This is a genomic window from Neobacillus pocheonensis, assembly GCF_050477905.1.
Lineage (GTDB): Bacteria > Bacillota > Bacilli > Bacillales > Cytobacillaceae > Neobacillus > Neobacillus pocheonensis_A.
In genome coordinates, this window is record NZ_JBCNAD010000063.1 from 15,793 (window position 1) to 35,277 (window position 19,485).

Consider the following 19,485-nt stretch of genomic DNA (forward strand, 5'->3'; position numbering starts at 1 on the left):
GCTTTAACAATTATTTTTGTGTATCCAATTCTTTTGCTTCCTCGATTGCAAATGGGAGGTAGTGTTTATATTTTTTGAATCCTATCCAGCTAAATAAAGCACCATAGATGGTGAAAATAGTAGCAACAATATAGGCAGTCGTTGATTCGGAAATAAAAATTAAATGATTGATGCCAAACATACAGACAAAAAGTCCAAGAGCAATATTGGATTTAGCAGAAAGCCATTTCTTTTCGACTAAACGGTTGCTTCTGATGTATTTTGTTTTATAAAATAAATAAAAAGCAAATAATAGGGCGATTAATACGACAAAAACAAACATGATTTGTTCCTCCAAGATTCAAAATCATCTATTATTGTAACTTTTATTTAAAAAAAACGCCACATTTGGTTCTAAAAAGGAGACCCTATGAAAGAGAAAATTTTGGAAGCGATTGAACAATATGAAACGATAATTGTCCATCGTCATGTCCGTCCGGACCCTGATGCCTATGGTTCACAAGGTGGCTTAGTAGCAATTTTACAAGCATCCTTTCCTGAGAAAAAGATTTACGCTGTTGGCCAGGAAGAACCAACACTTCATTTCATGCGCAGGCTTGATGTGATTGAGGACGAAGTTTATACAGGAGCACTAGTCATTGTTTGTGATACTGCCAATCAAGAGAGAATTTGTGATAAGCGTTATACAATGGGTGATAAGCTTATTAAAATTGACCATCATCCAAATGAAGACCCATATGGGGATCTATTATGGGTTGAAACGAGTGCAAGCTCTTGCAGTGAAATGATTTATGAATTCTATCTATTTGGAAAAGATAAAGGCTTGAAAATGAATGATACAGCGGCAAGACTTTTATTTGCAGGAATTGTCGGTGATACTGGAAGATTTCTCTTTCCAAGTTCGACTGAAAAAACATTCGCTTATGCAGGAGAACTCATCCATTACAATTTCTCACGGACAGAACTGTTTGACAAAATGTACGAATTGGATGCAAATATCATCAAGCTAAACGGCTACATATTACAAAATTTCGAGATGCACGACAACGGAGTGGCTTCTGTGAAGCTAACTAAAGAACTGTTAGCTGAATATAGTGCAAGACCGGCAGAGGCCTCCCTCCTTGTTGGGATATTGGGAAATGTAAAAGGAATTAAAGCCTGGGTTTTCTTTATTGAGGAAAATGACCAAATCCGGGTAAGGTTACGCTCGAAGGGACCGGTCATTAATGGTGTCGCCAGGAAGTTCAAAGGCGGTGGACATCCAATGGCAGCGGGTGCCTCCATCTATTCTTGGGACGAAGTAAGCAATGTTTTGAAAGAGTTAAATGAAGTTTGTAAAAGTTAATTTAAAAAGTGGCAGACCCAAAAGGTCGGAGATTGACGACACTAATTTATCCACTCTGTTGATTGAAGCGGAAGACGCGAAGACTCCTGCGGGAGTACGGGTCAGGGGAGACCCCGCAGGAATGAAGCGACGAGGAGGCTCCCCGGCACGCCCGCGGAAAGCAAAGCGCCTGGAGCGGAAATCAACAGACATGATTACTAAACCATACAAAAAAGAGTGTTCCACTAAACCTTTTGGGACACCCTTTTTTATTGGTCAAATTGAATGTCCAACTGGATGGAGAGGGTGGTGTAGATCACCATTTCTTTAACCTTAAGTTTGTAGCGCTTGTCATTTATTTTGATAGGCTTATTCTCGATGATCTTTTTGAGGAGGTCTTTACTTTTGTAAACTGTCTCTAAATCCTTTGCCAGCATCATACTTAATTCATCTCTAACCGCTTCTTCCGTTTGGAAGGTGCTAAAGTCATCTAGCTTGTATTTTTCCCCGTTGGTTATTTTAATGTTAATTTTTTGAACCGTAATTTTTTCTAAGTTCCGTTTATTTAATTCTTTATATTCTTCCTGCCAAATTTTCTTTTCGTTATGAAGATCGGAAATATCATCCTGTAGACTAAGGATTTGTTTGGAATATCTCTCCTGCCAAACACCATGTATATATAAAAAAATGCACCAACTGATGGCACCGCCAATCGCCATACCGGAAAAAAATCGCTGCCAAGAGGGTCTTCGGTAATAAGGGGGAATTCTCATGATGAAATATGCTCCTGGGTTAACCAATTGATGATAAGGGCTCCTGTCTGTGCACCGCCTAAAGCGGAAAGAATTAATAAAAATTGTTTAAAAAGGTCCCTTGTATCAGCATTTAATATTCCCCGCTCAAAACTGTAGACCGTATCAAAAGTACCGCCAATCGCCGCTACGATTGCCCAGATTCTAAGTGCTGAAGATAATCGGTACACCGTTGTTAAAGGAGGTTGTCCAGTTAAAAAGGAGGCAATACCTCCGATTAACGAACCGCCAAGGATGACTCCCAATGCAATAAAATAACTTTCGATAAATGCAGGAAAAAAACCTATTTCTTTCATTCCTTCAACCGCCCCTGTGAAAAGTCATTTTCCTTCTATTCCATTTATATGGACAAAGATTCTCGATTATGTTATTTCTAAAAAAATGAGAACATATTTTCTTTTTTTGTTGCGAAGTTTTATAATAGATAGTGAGATAAAGTTAAGGGTGTGACGTTTATGTCTTTTATTCACCTGCATGTATATAGCGCGTATTCTTTGTTAACAAGCACGGCTTCTGTTCTAGAGTTAATTAATAACGCCCAGAGCAAGGGCTTCCATGCACTTGCATTAACGGATAGAAATGTGATGTACGGGACCATTGAATTTTATAAACTTTGTAAAAAGCATCATCTGAAACCAATCATCGGCTTGACAGTGGATGTAGCCAGTGAGCAGGAAGAAAATGAAACTTATCCACTTGTTTTACTTGCCGAAAATGATAAAGGTTTTAAGAATCTATTAAAATTATCCAGTGCCTTCCAAACTAAAGTTGAAAATGGGCTTCCACTAAAATGGCTAAAGCATTATTCTGATGGCCTTATTGCAATTACTCCTGGACTTGAAGGGGAAATCGAACAGCAATTATTAAAAGGCAATATCGAGATGGCGAGAGCTTTAGTAAAAAAATTAACCGCGTTTTTCGGCAGCAGCAATTTTTTTCTATCCTTGCAAGATCATCAACTTGAGCAAGAAAAAACACTCAAAAATCAGCTTTTGTCCCTCTCCAAAGAATTGAATGTCCCATTGGTTGCCAGCAATTGTGTTCACTATTTAGAAAGGGAAGATACCTTTGCACATGAATGCTTACTGGCAATAAAGAAGGGGGACAAATTGCAGGATGAACATAGGGAGAGATTGGGTAGCGACCAATTCTATTTAAAAACGGCAGCAGAAATGACTAATTCCTTCGCGGATATTCCTGAGGCATTAGAAAATACACTGAATATTGCTGATCGATGCAATGTAAATATTGAATTAAATAAAACGTATTTACCGTCTTTCCCAACGGAGAATGGTATTCCTGCTGAAGAATACCTCGAGAGGCTATGTAGGAAAGGTTTAGCGGAGCGATTTTCCTCGCCAACCGAAGAATATAACGAACGTTTGTCATTTGAATTAGATGTAATTAAGCGCATGAAGTTTAGCGATTATTTTTTAATTGTTTGGGATTTTATGAGATACGCCCGTGAAAACGGAATATTAACAGGACCTGGAAGGGGATCAGCGGCAGGTTCATTGGTTGCATATGTGTTATTTATTACCGATGTCGATCCTTTAGAACATAATTTGTTATTTGAGCGGTTTTTAAATCCCGAAAGAATTTCAATGCCCGATATTGATATTGATTTTCCTGACCATCGTCGAGATGAAGTCATTGAATATGTCGCAAAGAAGTACGGAGAGCTTCATGTTGCTCAAATTGTCACGTTTGGTACACTTGCAGCCAAAGCCGCATTAAGAGATGTAGGCAAGGTATTTGGGTTAAATTCAAAAGAGCTCGAGCAGTTATCTAGATTCATTCCTTCCCAATTAGGAGTTAATATCCAATCCGCCTACAATGAATCTGAAGGATTTCGAAGGTTTGTCAATGAAACTCCGCTCAACCGCAAACTCTTTGACACGGCAATAAAACTGGAGGGCTTACCACGTCATACCTCTACACATGCAGCTGGTGTGGTAATTAGCCAAAAGCAGCTCATTGAACTAATTCCGATCCAAAAAGGCTCGGCAAATGTATTTCTAACTCAATATTCTATGGAACACCTTGAAGAAATCGGCTTGCTTAAAATGGACTTTTTAGGCCTGCGAAATCTTTCACTCATAGAATCCATTTTATCTTCTATTTACCGTCATAAAGGAACAAAATTAGATATTAAAAAAATTCCATTAGATGACAATGCTACATACGAACTGTTGGCAAAAGGAGAAACGACTGGGATTTTCCAGCTTGAATCGGAAGGGATGAGAAAGGTTTTAACCCGGCTGAAGCCTTCCCGTTTTGAAGATATTGTGGCTGTAAATGCCCTGTACCGACCAGGACCAATGGAGAATATTCCCCTATTTATCGATAGGAAACATGGCCGCCAGTCAGTCGAATTTCCACATCCAGATTTGAAACCTATCCTAGAGAATACATATGGTGTTATTGTCTATCAGGAACAAATCATGCAGATCGCTTCGAAGTTAGCTGGGTTTTCGCTTGGGGAAGCGGATTTATTAAGAAGGGCTGTCGGAAAAAAGCAAAAAGAGGTGCTCGACAAAGAGCGTCATCATTTTGTTCAAGGGGCTATATCAAAAGGGTACGATCGCTCACTTGCTAATGATATTTATGATTTAATTGTCCGATTTGCGAATTACGGATTTAACCGGAGTCATGCGGTTGCTTACAGTATGATTGCTTACCAACTCGCCTATTTAAAAGCTAACTTTCCAGTCTATTTCATGGCAGGATTACTTACTTCCGCCATTGGAAATGAGACTAAAATAGCGCAATATATTATGGAAACCAAACAAAAGGATATCACCATCCTCACGCCATCGATTAATCAAAGCGGTTACCCTTTTTTAGTAGAGAATGGAGCCATCCGCTATAGCATTGCAGCGATTAAAAGTGTTGGCGGAGCTGCTTTAAAAGAAATTTTTCAAGCTAGGAAGACAAAGAAATTTCTGGACTTATTTGATTTTTGTATAAGGGTTTCATCAAAAGCCATTAATCGTAAAACCCTCGAGTCTCTCGTCCACTCCGGAAGCTTCGATGAATTCGGCGAAGATCGCGCCGTTTTGCTGGCTAGTTTGGATGTGGCGATTGAACATGCACAAATATTTAAGCCAGATGATTCTAACCAATTTGATTTATTTGTAGAAGAATTTAATCTAAAGCCAAAGTATGTTCAAGTGGACCCTATCAGTCAGGAAAATAAGCTTTTCTTCGAAAAAGAAGCACTTGGCCTGTACCTTTCAGATCATCCAATCTCTATTTTCGAAAAGCAGCTCAAGCAGATTGGGGCACAGGTCTTGTTCCAGATGAAAAATGATAATCGAAGAGTTGGGGCAGCAGTTTATATTTCATCAATGAAATCAATTCGCACGAGAAAAGGAGATTCTATGGCCTTTTTATCAATCAGTGATTCAAGTGGGGAGATGGAAGCAGTTGCTTTCCCAAATGTTTATAAAAAATCTTCTCTTCAGTTGGGACAAGGAAAATTTGCTTGGCTGGACGGGAAAATAGAAGAACGTGATGGCAAACAGCAATTGATCATCCAGCAAGTATTTGATTTAGAACAATGGTTAGAAACACATGCGGTAAAACAATCGGTATTATATTTAAAAATAGTCAAGGATAAACAGGATGAAAAATCATTGCAGAAAATAAATCATGTCCTTAAAGGGAATAAAGGAGAGACAAACGTAGTTTTACATTATGAATCCACTCGAAAAACAATAAAGCTCGGTCTTGAAAATAATATAAATCCTACCCCAGAATTACTGGAACAGCTGAGGTTAATTCTTGGTCCCAAAAATGTGGTACTGAAAGATTAATTCTTTACAACTATGGTAGATATGTTATAGTGATAAAGAGACAAGTGTGGTCTGACCACCAACAGTTAGACTGCCTAAACAGGATGTTTTATTCATTTTTTTGTAAATAATCGAGGGGTGACATGTCTTGACTTTACGTGAAGAAGCATTACATATGCATCGAATTAATAAAGGAAAGTTAGAGTCAAAATCAAAGGTGCAAGTTCGAAACGCGCATGATTTAAGCCTTGCTTATTCACCAGGTGTTGCCGAACCTTGTAAAGAAATCTATGAAAAACCTGAAACAGTTTACGACTATACCATGAAAGGAAACATGGTAGCGGTGGTATCTGATGGCACAGCGGTTCTAGGACTTGGAAATATTGGGCCTGAAGCAGCGCTCCCTGTTATGGAGGGTAAAGCTGTTTTATTTAAAAGCTTTGCCGGAGTGGATGCGTTTCCAATTTGTTTAAACACAACAGATGTTGAAAAAATCATTGAAACAGTTAAGTTGCTTGAACCAACCTTTGGCGGTGTAAATCTTGAAGACATTGCTGCTCCAAATTGCTTTGTCATAGAGGAAAGATTAAAAAAAGAAGCGAACATTCCTATCTTCCATGATGATCAGCACGGAACTGCCATTGTTACGGTTGCTGGCCTTGTCAATGCCTTAAAGCTTGTTGGCAAGAAAATGACTGAAATAAAAGTAGTGGCTAACGGTGCAGGTGCCGCTGGAATTGCCATTATTAAATTGTTATATAGCTATGGAGTTAGAGATATCATCATGTGTGATACGAAGGGTGCCATCTACGAAGGACGCCCTCAGGGAATGAATGCGGTAAAAGCAGAAGTCGCGAAATTTACAAATCGTGATAATCTTACTGGCAGTCTTGAGGACGTTATTAAAGGTGCCGATGTATTCATTGGAGTTTCTGTTGCGGGTGCGCTTACAAAAGAAATGGTTGCATCGATGAATCCAGACTCCATCATTTTTGCGATGGCTAATCCGGTACCTGAAATTATGCCGGATGATGCAAAAGAAGCAGGAGCGAAAGTGGTTGGAACAGGCCGCTCCGATTTTCCAAACCAGGTAAATAATGTACTTGCTTTCCCGGGTATTTTCCGCGGCGCACTTGATGTTCGTGCCACACATATTAATGAAAAAATGAAAGTAGCAGCGGTCGAAGCCATCGCTGGTTTAATTAATGAAGATGAGTTAAGTGCAGATTATGTCATTCCTGCTCCTTTTGATGCAAGGGTAGCACCAAATGTGGCGGCAGCAGTTGCGAAGGCAGCGATGGAAACAGGTGTCGCTCGCATTAAAGTAGACCCAGAAGATGTGAAAGAAAAGACACAGAGGCTCGCTATTATTGGCAAAAGTGAGTGATTCAGTAAGTGACAAGCTCGAAAGTATACTTAGAGATTGTAAAGCAATTACGTGAAATGATATCATTAGATGGTCTTAAAACGGGAGATAAGATTCCTTCAGAACGAGAATTGTCTGAGCGCCTGAATTTCGGGCGCTCTTCCGTTAGAGAAGCACTTAGAGCATTAGAATTACTTGGATTAATTGAAACACGCCGTGGCGAAGGTACTTTTATTAGGGACTTTCGCGGTCACCATCTTGTTCAGCTGCTTAGCACATTTATTTTGCAAGATGAAAGAGCAAAACGGGATGTTTTCGAAACTAAAACCTATATCGAGATGGATTGTCTACGCTTGACCCTGCACAGAATGGACGAACATAATTTAGCCATTTTGCATGATTGGATTAAAAACGAAGCTCATCTATCGGATGATGAGTTTTTTTATCGAATTATCGAAATGTCAGATAACCACCTTTTCATGAGAATTTGGTTAATATTAAAGGAATACTATCATTCATTAGGATCCAGCCAGGTTACCTATCATTTTGAAGACTATCAATTTTTGTTAAAAGCGTTAGCTGAAAAAGATGAGGTAAAAACACTTGCTGCTTATCACAAACTAAGAAATTTGTTATCGTATTAACGACAAGAACTAACAAATTTTGGACTCTTTTTATTTTATAGTGAATTCTGTACAAGCCTGATACATCGGCTATTTTTAATCATCTGGTGGTCTGACCACTTTTGTGAAAATAAACGTATGAAGTCTAAATAAGATAGAAAGACTTCTGAATAGAAGATAGTGGGTAAACTTCCATTAATACGAAGTGACCGAGGGAGGTTTAATTTTGGCACTTAAAGATTTATTTACAAAAAACCAAACGAAAAAGAAAAAATATGCAACCATTCCAACTGAAACAGCTAAAAATGATGTTCCTGAAGGAATTATGACCAAATGTCCAACATGTAAGAAAATTATGTATACAAAAGAGTTGTCAAAAAATTTAAAGGTGTGCTTGCATTGTGGACATCATTTTCCAATGAATGCAAAAGAGAGAATTGGCAGTTTTATTGATGAGGGGAGCTTTGAGGAAATCAATGAGAATATGATTTCCAAGAATCCACTTAATTTCCCTGATTATTTGGAAAAACTTGAAAAAGACCGTCAAAAAAGTCAATTAAATGAAGCTGTTGTAACAGGAATTGGAACCGTTGGCGGACACAAAATTGTTTTGGCTATCATGGACTCTTCTTTTCGTATGGGAAGTATGGGTTCGGTGGTAGGCGAAAAAATTACGCTTGCGATTGAAAAAGCCCATGAAATTGGTGTACCATTTGTCATTTTTACTGCTTCCGGCGGTGCTAGGATGCAAGAGGGTGCCTTAAGCTTAATGCAAATGGCCAAAACAAGTGTCGCTTTAAAGAATTTCAGCGACCATGGCGGCTTAATAATTTCAATCATGACACATCCGACCACTGGCGGTGTGTCGGCAAGCTTTGCCTCATTGGGGGATTATAATCTCGCTGAACCGGGAGCGTTAATCGCCTTTGCTGGTCGGAGAGTCATTGAACAATCAATCCGGGAAGAATTGCCTGAGGATTTTCAAACAGCAGAGTTCCTTTTAAAGCATGGTCAGCTTGATGCAATCATTTCACGTTTAGACATGGTCGAAAAGATATCAACCATACTTGACATTCATCAACCAGGGGGTGAATTCGCATGATCGGTGAATTAGAATTTGAACGCCCGGTAATAGAGCTAAGGAAGAAAATCGCTGAACTAAAAGAGTTCACAAAAAACGCTGATGTTGATTTGAGCTCTGAAATAAAGAAATTAGAGGGGCGTTTAGAAAAGCTGGAACAGGATATTTATGAAAATATTAAGCCTTGGGATCGGGTTCAAATCGCACGGCTTGCGAATAGACCGACAACACTTGATTACATTTCATATCTGTTTGAAGATTTCTTTGAATGTCATGGTGATCGTACTTTTGCTGACGATGAAGCGATCGTTGGCGGAATTGCTAAATTTAAGGGTCTTCCTGTCACCGTTATTGGTCATCAGCGAGGAAAAGACACGAAAGAAAATATCCGTCGTAATTTTGGCATGCCTCATCCTGAGGGTTATCGAAAAGCTCTTCGCTTAATGAAGCAAGCGGATAAATTTAACCGGCCTATTATTTGCTTTATTGATACAAAGGGTGCTTATCCAGGTAAAGCGGCCGAGGAACGGGGCCAAAGTGAAGCGATAGCCAGAAATCTATTTGAGATGGCAGGACTTAAGGTACCAGTTATTTGTATTGTCATTGGAGAAGGCGGCAGCGGCGGGGCCTTAGCACTAGGAGTGGGCAACCGCATTTATATGCTTGAAAACTCTACCTACTCGGTTATTTCACCAGAGGGAGCCGCAGCTATTTTATGGAAAGATGCTTCGTTTGCTAAAAATGCAGCTGAGACGATGAAAATCACCGCTCCTGATTTAAAAGAACTTGGCGTTATTGATGATATTATCCCTGAAGTAAAGGGCGGAGCGCATAAGGATGTTCAAAAACAGGCGGATGAAATTGATAAGGTCCTCAGTTCATCCTTACAGCAGCTGTTAAAACTCTCAGATAATGAACTAATTACTGACCGTTATAATCGATTTAGATCAATCGGTGAGTATGGTTTAATTAATGATTTTATAAGTGTTAATTAAAAAATCGTGCTCATAAGGGCACGATTTTTTTTATTTAAGTTCAACAAATAATCACGAAAATTTCATTGAAAAGACAATGATTACGCTTACATTTAAGCATAAAACGCTTCCAGTTAACTAACTATTCTGTCTATTGTAATTACTAATACGATTGGGTTGTTATGGCTATTTCTTCGTGTTATTTTATTAATATTCAAGGGTTTTATGTTAATAATAAAAGAAGGTATTTTTTGCAAATTATATGTTCTTCTTATGACTGATTACATAAATTTATTAATCTGATATTGAGGTGGAAACTATGAAGAAAATTGGGGTACTTACAAGCGGTGGAGACTCTCCAGGGATGAACCCGGCTATTCGTGCTGTTGTTCGAAAAGCAATTTATCATAATGTGGATGTTTATGGAATTTACGGTGGTTATTCCGGTTTGATTTCTGGAAATATAAAAAAGCTTGAGCTCGGTTCAGTTGGTGATATTATTCATCGTGGTGGAACCATGCTTCAATCGGCACGTTGTCCAGAATTTAAAAATAAAGAAGTTCAGCAGCAAGGTATTGAGCAGCTAAAAGCTCATGGAATTGAGGGTCTTGTTGTCATAGGCGGAGATGGTTCATATCGCGGAGCGAAGGCCTTAACAGAGCAGGGGTATCCTTGTGTGGGTGTACCAGGAACGATAGATAATGATATCCCTGGAACAGAACTTACAATTGGATTTGATACAGCATTAAATACGGTCATCGATGCAGTCGATAAAATTCGTGACACAGCAACATCACATGAAAGAACATTTGTCATAGAAGTCATGGGCCGCGATGCTGGAGATATTGCACTATGGGCAGGACTTGCCGGCGGTGCGGAAACGATACTTATTCCTGAAGAAAATTATGACATTAATGAGGTGGCCGACAGGCTCCGAAAAGGTCAGGAACGCGGGAAAAAGCATAGTATCATCATTGTTGCTGAAGGTGTTTGCAGTGGAGTGGAATTTGCGAAGCAGCTGCAAGAGTTAACGAATTTCGACACTAGAGTCTCTGTTTTAGGCCATATGCAGCGCGGTGGCTCGCCAACTGCTGCTGACAGGGTGCTTGCTAGTAGATTAGGGGCAAGAGCAGTAGAACTTCTGATTGAAGGTAAAGGCGGTCGTGCCGTTGGAATCGAAAAAAATCAGTTAGTTGACTATGACATTATCGAAGCTCTTGGCCGAAAGCATACATTGGATTTTGATTTATTTAAGCTTTCAAAGGAATTATCTATTTAATATTTGATTGTATCGGAGGATAACAAGAATGTTACGTAAAACAAAAATCGTTTGTACGATTGGTCCAGCAAGTGAAAGTGTTGAGAAGTTAACACAATTAATCAATTCGGGTATGAATGTGGCCCGGTTAAATTTTTCCCACGGGGATTTTGAAGAACATGGCGGAAGGATTCAAAATATCCGCACTGCTGCAGAACAAACCGGAAAAACTGTCGCTATTTTACTCGATACAAAGGGTCCAGAGATTCGAACAAATAATATGGTAAATGGTGCGATTGAACTTAAGGCTGGAGAAAATATCATTGTTTCGATGACAGAAGTAGAAGGAACGGTTGAAAAATTTTCTGTTACATATCCAGGGTTAATAGAAGATGTTCACGTTGGTTCTAAAATCTTATTAGACGATGGTTTAATTGGACTTGAAGTATTGAAAGTAGATAGTGCAGAAAACGAAATTCATACAAAAATCTTAAACAGTGGTACGCTGAAAAATAAAAAGGGTGTTAACGTTCCTGGCGTATCTGTAAAACTACCAGGGATTACGGAGAAAGATCGACAAGATATCCTTTTTGGGATTGAGCAAGGAATCGATTTTATCGCCGCTTCGTTTGTGCGTACGGCTAAAGATGTATTAGAAATCCGTCAGCTTTTAGAAGAAAATAATGCTGCACATATCCAAATTATCCCTAAAATTGAAAACCATGAAGGCGTCGATAACATTGATGAAATTCTTGAAATTTCTGATGGTTTAATGGTTGCGCGTGGAGATCTTGGCGTAGAAATACCTGCCGAAGAGGTTCCACTTGTTCAAAAAATGCTCATTAAGAAATGTAATGCCCAGGGTAAACCTGTTATTACAGCTACACAAATGCTTGACTCTATGCAAAGAAACCCAAGACCAACAAGAGCGGAAGCAAGCGACGTTGCCAATGCTATTTTTGATGGAACAGATGCGATTATGCTTTCCGGAGAAACAGCTGCAGGTCTTTATCCAGTGGAAGCAGTGCAAACGATGCACAATATCGCTTCAAGAGCAGAGCAGGCTTTAGATCACAAAGAAATTCTATCAAGCCGCAGTAAAGATACAGAGCACAATCTAACGGATGCGATTGGTCAGTCAGTTGCTCATACTGCTTTAAATTTAGAAGTAAATGCTATTATTACCCCTACTGAAAGTGGGCATACAGCAAGAATGATATCTAAGTATCGTCCTAAGGCACCAATTGTTGCCGTTGCTGCAAACGACTCAATTTCCCGACGCTTGTCACTTGTTTGGGGCGTTTATCCACGTGTTGGAACTATGTGCTCAACGACTGATGAAATGCTTGATATTGCAGTACAGGAAAGCTTAAACAGTGGTATTGTTAAGAGTGGAGATTTAGTTGTAATCACTGCAGGTGTTCCTGTTGGTGAAGCAGGTACAACGAATCTGATGAAGATTCATGTTGTTGGCGATATTATCACAAAGGCGCAAGGAATTGGCCGTAGGTCTGCATTTGGGAAAGTAGTAATTGCCCATACTGCACAAGAGGCTATCGAAAAAGTAAAACCAGGTTCAATTCTTGTCACAATCGGTTCAGACCGTGATATGGTTCCTGCCATTGAAAAATGCGCTGCTCTTATTACCCAAGAAGGTGGATTAACAAGCCATGCTGCTGTGGTTGGTTTAAATCTAAGCATTCCGGTAATTGTTGGGGTAGATAATGCGCTTGAATTATTTAAAGAAGGCCAAGAGATCACCGTTGATGCTACAAGAGGAGTTATCTATAACGGTCATGCTAGTGTCCTATAAAAACAAAACGTCAGCTTCCGAATTCGGAGCTGACGTTTTTTTATGCTTGCTTTCCTTTAATAAATGACCAAACGTCATGAAAAACATTGGCGCGATATAAAGTGCTAATGATGACGAGGGTAACGGGGCCGACAATCAAGCCAAGAAAACCAATCAATTTAAAGCCAACAAATAAAGCAATCAAAGTGGCTAATGGATCTAGGCCGATACTGGAAGAAAGAATCTTCGGCTCCATGATTTGTCTTTGAACTAAGACAATGACATAAAGAACGCCAAGTCCAATCGCAAGGCCCATATCACCGCCGATTGCCTCATAAATGATCCAAGGTACAAACACAGCACCTGTACCTAGGTATGGAATGATATCAACAATACCCGTAACCAAAGCAATCGTGATGGCATAATCAACCCTAAGAACAAGCAAACCAATTAAAATAATGACAGTTGTGATAGAGATAAGCGTCAGCTGTGCTCTAACGAAGCCAAATAATGCTTTCTTTAAGTCGACGAATACAGTTCTTCCGCTTCTTTTCGCCTTTTCTGGTAAAAGTCGTCCTCCCAAGGCAGATAATCGATACCAATCCTTACTGATGAAGAAAGTTGCCAACAAGGAAAAAATAAGAACAGTAGCCACATTGGGAAACCAAGAAATGATATTTGGAATTTTTAAAAATAAATTTTGAATAAACGATCCAACTGTTTTGCCGATATTCTTTCCGACACTTTGGATATTGGTGATAATAGTATCCTGCTGACCGGTTTCAAGCTTATTAAAAACACTAGTTAATTGATTGTAAAGCGGGACAATTTGACCTGTAAAATAGTCTTCGAGATAATTAATGAGAGTATCAAGGTGTTCGGGAACCACTCTCGCTAAATAAGTAGCCCCGGATACAATCTCGGCGATTAATAACGTAATTAACCCTGCAAACAAGGCAAATATAATAATAAGTGCTAGGAACACCGAGAGTACTCGCGGCATCTTCGCTTTTTTCTCAAAAATATTGACAAGCGGGTTAATCATGAGGGCAATCAAGAGGCCAATAATAAAAGGATAGGCCACTTTTCCAACAAAATATAAAGAGTAGAACGCCAAAACCACAACACCTAAGACAAGTAAAAATCTTAATGTCTGGTATATGTATTTAGGATTCAAGCTTAAACCTCCTATTCTTTCGACTAGTTTAAGTTTACCATTTTATAAATGGTTGTGCATAATTTTCCATTCCCGTAACTACATTACGAAATTAATGAAAAAAGGTTTCAAAAAAGAAATGATAAAAATAACCGCCAAATTCACGATTCTAACTCTTTTTAGATATTATGGTACAATAATTTACTTGAGGAAATGGTGAAAATGATGAAAGAGCCCTATCTATTCCTAATTCTATTACTGGTAATTGGATTTATTGCAAAAAATAGTTCTTTAATGATTGCGATTACGGTCCTTCTCATATTAAAGATTGTTGGGTTGGAAATGAAATCTTTCTCGTTCCTACAATCAAAAGGGATAAATTGGGGAGTAACGGTGATTACCATTGCCGTTTTAGTACCCATTGCTACTGGTGAAATTGGATTCAAAGATTTATCTGGTGCCTTTAAAACACCCTATGCATGGATTGCTTTAATATCAGGAATGCTTGTCGCCCTGTTAGCCAAGGGTGGAGTAAGATTACTAGCCGATGATCCACAGATTACAACGGCATTGGTATTAGGGACAATTCTTTCTGTATCGATCTTTAAAGGTGTAGCCGTTGGCCCATTAATTGGGGCAGGAATTGCCTATGCCGCTATGAAAATATTTAGTTTTTTTACGTAGATTTTTTGTGAAATAATATTTTTTTTACAAATTCAGTTCCTTTTCATTCACAAAGTTCTGATAATTGTTTATAATAGGCTTGTAAGCGTATCCTTTTTTACATAAACCAAATATGTATAATGAATTACTTGGAAAAGAATTTTTTCATTATGAATGAAAGATATTCAGATTTTTTTTAGTTCCTATCCTGAGCAATCGCTCAATTAAATTTTTTATTAACAAAATGGGTAATGGGGAAAATTAGTATAGTGAAGGAGAGATTTACTATGTCAGTAACACGTGGTCTTGAAGGGGTAGTGGCAACAACTTCCTCTATTAGTTCAATTATCGATGACACGCTAACGTATGTTGGCTACGACATTGATGACTTAGCTAAAAATGCTAGCTTTGAAGAAGTCGTTTACTTATTATGGCACCGCAAGCTGCCAAACGCGGATCAATTAGCGGAATTGAAACAACAGTTAGCTGAAAACTCTGCACTTCCTCAAGAAGTAATTGAACATTTTAAAATGTACCCAATTGGAAAAGTGCACCCAATGGCAGCACTTCGGTCAGCAGTATCGTTACTAGGATTATACGATGAAGAAGCAGATTTAATGGATTCGGATGCAAATTATCGTAAAGCAGTTCGCCTACAAGCGAAAATGCCGGCGATTGTCACTACTTTTGCTCGTGTACGAAAGGGCCTTGACCCAATCGCACCAAGACAAGATTTAAGCTTTGCAGCAAATTTCCTTTATATGTTAACAGGCAATGTACCAGATGCTATTGCTGTTGAAGCAATTGATAAAGCATTGGTATTACATGCTGACCATGAATTAAATGCATCTACATTCACAGCACGTGTATGTGTGGCAACATTATCCGATGTATATTCTGGTGTAACTGCTGCAATTGGTGCTTTAAAAGGACCTCTTCACGGAGGAGCTAACGAAGCAGTAATGAAAATGTTGACGGATATTGGGACATTGGAAAATGTTGAGCCATATGTACGCGGTAAACTTGAAAAGAAAGAAAAAATAATGGGCTTTGGTCACAGGGTATATCGTCAAGGTGACCCACGTGCCAAGCATTTAAAAGAAATGTCTAAAAAACTAACAGAATTAACCGGCGAACCACAGTGGTACGATATGTCAGTTAAAATTGAAAGCATCGTTACTGGTGAAAAAAATCTTCCACCAAACGTGGATTTCTATTCAGCATCTGTTTATCATAGCTTAGGAATTGATCATGACTTAATGACACCAATCTTTGCCGTAAGTCGTGTTTCCGGGTGGTTGGCTCATATTTTAGAGCAATATGAAAACAATCGTCTGATCCGTCCTCGTGCTGAGTACACGGGTCCTGGAATGCAGAAATATATTCCAATTGAACAAAGAGGATAATATTTTTATTTTTTCTAAAAATTGTAGTAAAATAAGGAAGGTATGAAAAGGTTAGGGGCCGAAGAGCTCTCTAGCCTTTGATTCAGTCCAATGATTTTAGTTTTTTTTACATAACAGGAGGGAGAACATCTATGCAAGGCGAAAAAATCACGGTTAAAGACGGAGTATTAAATGTACCAAACATTCCAATTATCCCATTCATCGAGGGAGACGGTATTGGACCAGATATTTGGGCTGCTTCTGAGAGAGTTTTAAATGCAGCTGTAGAAAAAGCTTATAAAGGTGAACGTAAATTAGTTTGGAAAGAAGTTTTAGCAGGAGAAAAGGCTTTTAACCAAACTGGTGAATGGCTTCCAAAAGAAACACTTGATGTTATCAATGAATATTTGATTGCCATCAAAGGTCCATTAACAACACCAGTTGGCGGCGGCATTCGTTCTTTAAACGTTGCTTTACGTCAAGAATTAGATTTATTTGTGTGCTTGCGTCCAGTAAGATGGTTTGAAGGTGTTCCTTCACCAGTTAAGCGCCCGCAAGATACTGATATGGTTATCTTCCGTGAAAATACTGAAGATATTTATGCAGGAATCGAATATGAAAAAGGCACCGAAGCTGTTAAAAAAGTAATCAACTTCCTTCAAAATGAAATGGGTGTTAATAAAATCCGATTCCCTGAAACTTCAGGTATCGGTATCAAACCTGTTTCTGAAGAAGGAACAACTCGTCTAGTACGTGCTGCCATTAACTATGCAATCAAAGAAGGCCGTAAATCCGTTACGCTCGTGCATAAAGGAAATATCATGAAATTCACTGAAGGCGCGTTCAAAAACTGGGGTTATGAGCTTGCTGAAAAAGAATTTGGCGATAAAGTATTTACATGGGCTCAATATGATCGCATTAAAGCTGAGCAAGGTGCAGACGCTGCAAACAAAGCACAGGCTGATGCAGAGGCTGCTGGCAAAATTATCGTGAAAGATGCGATTGCAGATATCTTCTTACAGCAAATCCTTACACGTCCACGTGAATTTGATGTTGTGGCAACAATGAACTTAAACGGAGACTTCATTTCCGATGCACTTGCTGCACAAGTTGGAGGCATTGGTATTGCTCCTGGAGCAAACATCAACTACGAAACAGGACATGCTATTTTTGAAGCAACACATGGTACTGCCCCTAAATATGCAGGCCTTGATAAAGTAAATCCTTCATCCGTCATTTTATCAGGCGTATTATTGCTTGAGCACCTAGGCTGGACTGAAGCAGCTAAAATGGTCATCAAATCAGTGGAAAAAACCATTGCATCTAAAGTTGTAACGTATGACTTCGCCCGCTTAATGGACGGAGCAACTGAAGTTAAAACCTCTGAGTTTGGCGACGAATTAATTAAAAACATGGAATAAATCGAAAAGCGGAAGCGCCTTTACCAGGGGCGACAAGCATAAGTCGAGCCGGCGGGAAGGTTGCTTTTTAACCTTCTCGACGGATTGGCTTATGACCTCGAGCCCCTAGGCGCTGAAGCTGGACATAAAAAGGGCTGTTTTAGGACAGCCCTTTAAGTGAATTTTTAACACATAAAAGGGGAGAGCTAAGATGTCATTAAAACGTAAAAAGGTTTCTGTAATTGGCGGCGGATTTACTGGTGCAACAACTGCATTTTTACTTGCACAAAAAGAGCTTGCGGATGTAGTTCTAGTTGATATTCCACAAATGGAAAACCCAACTAAAGGAAAAGCGTTAGACATGCTTGAAGCAAGTCCTGTTCAAGGCTTTGATGCAAATATTACTGGGACTTCTAACTATGAAGATACTCGTGATTCTGACATCGTTGTTATCACTGCTGGTATTGCCCGTAAACCAGGCATGAGCCGTGATGATCTAGTTCAAACCAACCAAAAAGTAATGAAAAGTGTAACACAGGAAATTGCTAAGTTTTCTCCAAACTGTACGATTCTTGTATTAACAAATCCTGTTGATGCAATGACTTACACTGTATTCAAAGAGTCAGGCTTCCCTAAGAACCGTGTAATCGGTCAATCTGGCGTACTTGATACAGCTCGTTTCCGTACATTTATTTCACAAGAATTAAACCTTTCTGTTAAAGATATTACTGGTTTCGTATTAGGCGGTCACGGTGACGACATGGTTCCACTTGTCCGTTACTCTTATGCTGGCGGTATCCCGTTAGAAACGTTAATTCCGAAAGATCGTCTTGATGCTATTGTTGAGCGCACTCGTAAAGGCGGCGGAGAAATTGTAAACCTTCTTGGAAACGGAAGCGCTTACTATGCTCCGGCAGCATCTTTAGTGGAAATGTGCGAAGCGATTCTAAAAGATCAACGCCGCGTTCTTCCTTCCATTGCTTATCTTGAAGGTGAATATGGTTATGAAGGCATCTACCTTGGCGTACCAACTATTCTTGGTGCCAACGGTATTGAAAAAATAATCGAGCTTGATCTTACTGCAGACGAAAAAGCAGCATTGGACAAATCAGTTGATTCTGTGCGGAATGTAATGAACGTCCTAGCTTAATAGGCTTGTAAGGGAATTCGGGGTTAAAGGGGCCCCGAATTTTCTATATATATATTTGAAATCGCTTACAAAGGGGTGTTTTTTCGATGCTATTAGGGAAAAAAAGAAAACTTGGGAGAAGAATTGAAGAAATATCTGTTGGGGAAAAGCTATCACTAACAGAAAAAATAGAAGATAGGGATTTGCTCCTTTATTTAGGCTTAACAGATGATGCGAACCCTCTGTATATTCAACATGACTATGCCTCACAAACACCATTTGAAAAACCAATAGTTCCAAGCATCATGCTAACCGGTTTGATTACTTCAGCTATTTCAAAATACGTGCCTGGTCCAGGAAGCCATATTTTAAGCCAAAATCTAGAGTTTCCTAAGCCGATCTATCATTACGGAACCGTCGAGTTTCTTTTTGAGATTATTGATGTAAACAGTGATGATCACACCGTAGTAATCCATGTTGGTGCAACCAATGAAAAAAATGAAACCGTCATAAAAGGAACTGTAAAAGTTTGCCCACCACATCGCCTGCAGGAAATTCATGGGACGGCATTGGAGAATTTTTAGAGTTTGAACTTGAGTGAGGTGTTCATGAGGACAAACTTCGTTCGGCAAAAGCCAAAACTGTCCTCATAAGTCGTTCATGAGGACAAACTTCGTTCAGCAAAAGCCAAAACTGTCCTCATGAGTCGTTCATGAGGACAAACT

The 19,485-nt window shown here is 39.1% G+C and carries 17 protein-coding genes; 13 read left to right on the forward strand and 4 right to left on the reverse strand.

The features are described from left to right. Window positions 1-10: 10 nt before the first annotated feature. Window positions 11-322: a YtpI family protein gene (locus ABES02_RS26880; RefSeq protein ID WP_430140832.1), complete on the reverse strand. Its 312-nt coding sequence runs from the start codon at window positions 320-322 to the stop codon at window positions 11-13. 87 nt (window positions 323-409) lie between these two features. On the opposite strand from ABES02_RS26880, the gene ABES02_RS26885 reads away from it, so the two are divergent. Continuing rightward, on the forward strand, window positions 410-1,345 hold the full coding sequence (locus tag ABES02_RS26885) for a DHH family phosphoesterase (protein ID WP_430140833.1): 936 nt from the start codon (window positions 410-412) through the stop codon (window positions 1,343-1,345). A 248-nt stretch (window positions 1,346-1,593) separates the two neighbouring features. Here ABES02_RS26885 and ytrI read toward each other — a convergent pair whose 3' ends face one another. Both ytrI and ABES02_RS26895 read right to left on the reverse strand, forming a co-directional pair. Continuing rightward, window positions 1,594-2,097: a sporulation membrane protein YtrI gene (gene ytrI, locus ABES02_RS26890; protein WP_430140834.1), complete on the reverse strand. Its 504-nt coding sequence runs from the start codon at window positions 2,095-2,097 to the stop codon at window positions 1,594-1,596. Further along, window positions 2,094-2,432 carry a YtrH family sporulation protein gene (locus tag ABES02_RS26895; protein WP_430140836.1) on the reverse strand — a complete coding sequence of 113 codons (339 nt, stop codon included), beginning with the start codon at window positions 2,430-2,432 and terminating at the stop codon, window positions 2,094-2,096. The genes ytrI and ABES02_RS26895 overlap by 4 nt, the downstream gene beginning before the upstream one ends. A gap of 159 nt (window positions 2,433-2,591) precedes the next feature. Between ABES02_RS26895 and dnaE the strand changes: the two genes are divergently transcribed. The 7 genes from dnaE to pyk all read left to right on the forward strand — a co-directional run bounded on the left by dnaE (window position 2,592) and on the right by pyk (window position 13,048). Further along, window positions 2,592-5,954: a DNA polymerase III subunit alpha gene (dnaE, locus tag ABES02_RS26900; protein ID WP_430140837.1), complete on the forward strand. Its 3,363-nt coding sequence runs from the start codon at window positions 2,592-2,594 to the stop codon at window positions 5,952-5,954. 127 nt (window positions 5,955-6,081) lie between these two features. Beyond that, window positions 6,082-7,320 carry an NAD(P)-dependent malic enzyme gene (locus tag ABES02_RS26905; RefSeq protein WP_430140839.1) on the forward strand — a complete coding sequence of 413 codons (1,239 nt, stop codon included), beginning with the start codon at window positions 6,082-6,084 and terminating at the stop codon, window positions 7,318-7,320. A 56-nt stretch (window positions 7,321-7,376) separates the two neighbouring features. Further along, window positions 7,377-7,943, forward strand: coding sequence for a FadR/GntR family transcriptional regulator (locus ABES02_RS26910; protein WP_430140850.1), 567 nt, complete (start codon window positions 7,377-7,379; stop codon window positions 7,941-7,943). A gap of 205 nt (window positions 7,944-8,148) precedes the next feature. Beyond that, a complete protein-coding gene (gene accD, locus ABES02_RS26915) occupies window positions 8,149-9,024 on the forward strand; it encodes an acetyl-CoA carboxylase, carboxyltransferase subunit beta (RefSeq protein ID WP_430140840.1) in 876 nt (291 codons plus the stop codon). Next, a complete protein-coding gene (gene accA, locus ABES02_RS26920) occupies window positions 9,021-9,998 on the forward strand; it encodes an acetyl-CoA carboxylase carboxyl transferase subunit alpha (RefSeq protein ID WP_430140841.1) in 978 nt (325 codons plus the stop codon). The genes accD and accA overlap by 4 nt, the downstream gene beginning before the upstream one ends. A 298-nt stretch (window positions 9,999-10,296) precedes the next feature. Continuing rightward, entirely contained in the window at window positions 10,297-11,256 is a 960-nt protein-coding gene (pfkA, locus tag ABES02_RS26925) for a 6-phosphofructokinase (protein WP_430140842.1), read from the forward strand. 28 nt (window positions 11,257-11,284) lie between these two features. Next, window positions 11,285-13,048, forward strand: coding sequence for a pyruvate kinase (pyk, locus tag ABES02_RS26930; RefSeq protein ID WP_430140843.1), 1,764 nt, complete (start codon window positions 11,285-11,287; stop codon window positions 13,046-13,048). A gap of 40 nt (window positions 13,049-13,088) precedes the next feature. On the opposite strand, the gene ytvI is transcribed toward pyk, so the two are convergent. Further along, window positions 13,089-14,204: a sporulation integral membrane protein YtvI gene (gene ytvI / locus ABES02_RS26935; protein ID WP_430140844.1), complete on the reverse strand. Its 1,116-nt coding sequence runs from the start codon at window positions 14,202-14,204 to the stop codon at window positions 13,089-13,091. Window positions 14,205-14,405: 201 nt separating this feature from the next. Here ytvI and ABES02_RS26940 point away from each other — a divergent pair, with 201 nt between their 5' ends. The 5 genes from ABES02_RS26940 to ABES02_RS26960 all read left to right on the forward strand — a co-directional run bounded on the left by ABES02_RS26940 (window position 14,406) and on the right by ABES02_RS26960 (window position 19,344). Next, window positions 14,406-14,867 (forward strand): DUF441 domain-containing protein, encoded by a 462-nt coding sequence (locus tag ABES02_RS26940; protein WP_430140845.1) that lies wholly within the window; start codon window positions 14,406-14,408, stop codon window positions 14,865-14,867. 266 nt (window positions 14,868-15,133) lie between these two features. Then, window positions 15,134-16,252 (forward strand): citrate synthase, encoded by a 1,119-nt coding sequence (citZ, locus tag ABES02_RS26945; RefSeq protein ID WP_430140846.1) that lies wholly within the window; start codon window positions 15,134-15,136, stop codon window positions 16,250-16,252. 131 nt (window positions 16,253-16,383) lie between these two features. Beyond that, window positions 16,384-17,652 carry an NADP-dependent isocitrate dehydrogenase gene (icd, locus tag ABES02_RS26950; protein WP_430140847.1) on the forward strand — a complete coding sequence of 423 codons (1,269 nt, stop codon included), beginning with the start codon at window positions 16,384-16,386 and terminating at the stop codon, window positions 17,650-17,652. Window positions 17,653-17,842: 190 nt separating this feature from the next. Continuing rightward, on the forward strand, window positions 17,843-18,781 hold the full coding sequence (gene mdh / locus ABES02_RS26955; protein WP_430140848.1) for a malate dehydrogenase: 939 nt from the start codon (window positions 17,843-17,845) through the stop codon (window positions 18,779-18,781). A gap of 86 nt (window positions 18,782-18,867) precedes the next feature. Beyond that, the gene (locus ABES02_RS26960) at window positions 18,868-19,344 is read left to right on the forward strand and encodes a MaoC/PaaZ C-terminal domain-containing protein (protein ID WP_430140849.1); all 477 of its coding nucleotides are present in this window, start codon (window positions 18,868-18,870) and stop codon (window positions 19,342-19,344) included. The last annotated feature ends 141 nt before the right edge of the window (window positions 19,345-19,485 follow it).

What these genes read in the sequence shown, in the direction of transcription:
- pyk (WP_430140843.1), top strand. Translation starts at nt 11,285, where the DNA reads ATGTTACGTAAAACAAAAATCGTTTGTACGATTGGTCCAGCAAGTGAA.
- ABES02_RS26940 (WP_430140845.1), top strand. Translation starts at nt 14,406, where the DNA reads ATGATGAAAGAGCCCTATCTATTCCTAATTCTATTACTGGTAATTGGA.
- citZ (WP_430140846.1), top strand. Translation starts at nt 15,134, where the DNA reads ATGTCAGTAACACGTGGTCTTGAAGGGGTAGTGGCAACAACTTCCTCT.
- dnaE (WP_430140837.1), top strand. Translation starts at nt 2,592, where the DNA reads ATGTCTTTTATTCACCTGCATGTATATAGCGCGTATTCTTTGTTAACA.
- pfkA (WP_430140842.1), top strand. Translation starts at nt 10,297, where the DNA reads ATGAAGAAAATTGGGGTACTTACAAGCGGTGGAGACTCTCCAGGGATG.
- ABES02_RS26960 (WP_430140849.1), top strand. Translation starts at nt 18,868, where the DNA reads ATGCTATTAGGGAAAAAAAGAAAACTTGGGAGAAGAATTGAAGAAATA.
- mdh (WP_430140848.1), top strand. Translation starts at nt 17,843, where the DNA reads ATGTCATTAAAACGTAAAAAGGTTTCTGTAATTGGCGGCGGATTTACT.
- ABES02_RS26910 (WP_430140850.1), top strand. Translation starts at nt 7,377, where the DNA reads ATGATATCATTAGATGGTCTTAAAACGGGAGATAAGATTCCTTCAGAA.
- ABES02_RS26895 (WP_430140836.1), bottom strand. Translation starts at nt 2,432, where the DNA reads ATGAAAGAAATAGGTTTTTTTCCTGCATTTATCGAAAGTTATTTTATT.
- ABES02_RS26880 (WP_430140832.1), bottom strand. Translation starts at nt 322, where the DNA reads ATGTTTGTTTTTGTCGTATTAATCGCCCTATTATTTGCTTTTTATTTA.
- ytrI (WP_430140834.1), bottom strand. Translation starts at nt 2,097, where the DNA reads ATGAGAATTCCCCCTTATTACCGAAGACCCTCTTGGCAGCGATTTTTT.
- icd (WP_430140847.1), top strand. Translation starts at nt 16,384, where the DNA reads ATGCAAGGCGAAAAAATCACGGTTAAAGACGGAGTATTAAATGTACCA.
- accA (WP_430140841.1), top strand. Translation starts at nt 9,021, where the DNA reads ATGATCGGTGAATTAGAATTTGAACGCCCGGTAATAGAGCTAAGGAAG.
- ABES02_RS26885 (WP_430140833.1), top strand. Translation starts at nt 410, where the DNA reads ATGAAAGAGAAAATTTTGGAAGCGATTGAACAATATGAAACGATAATT.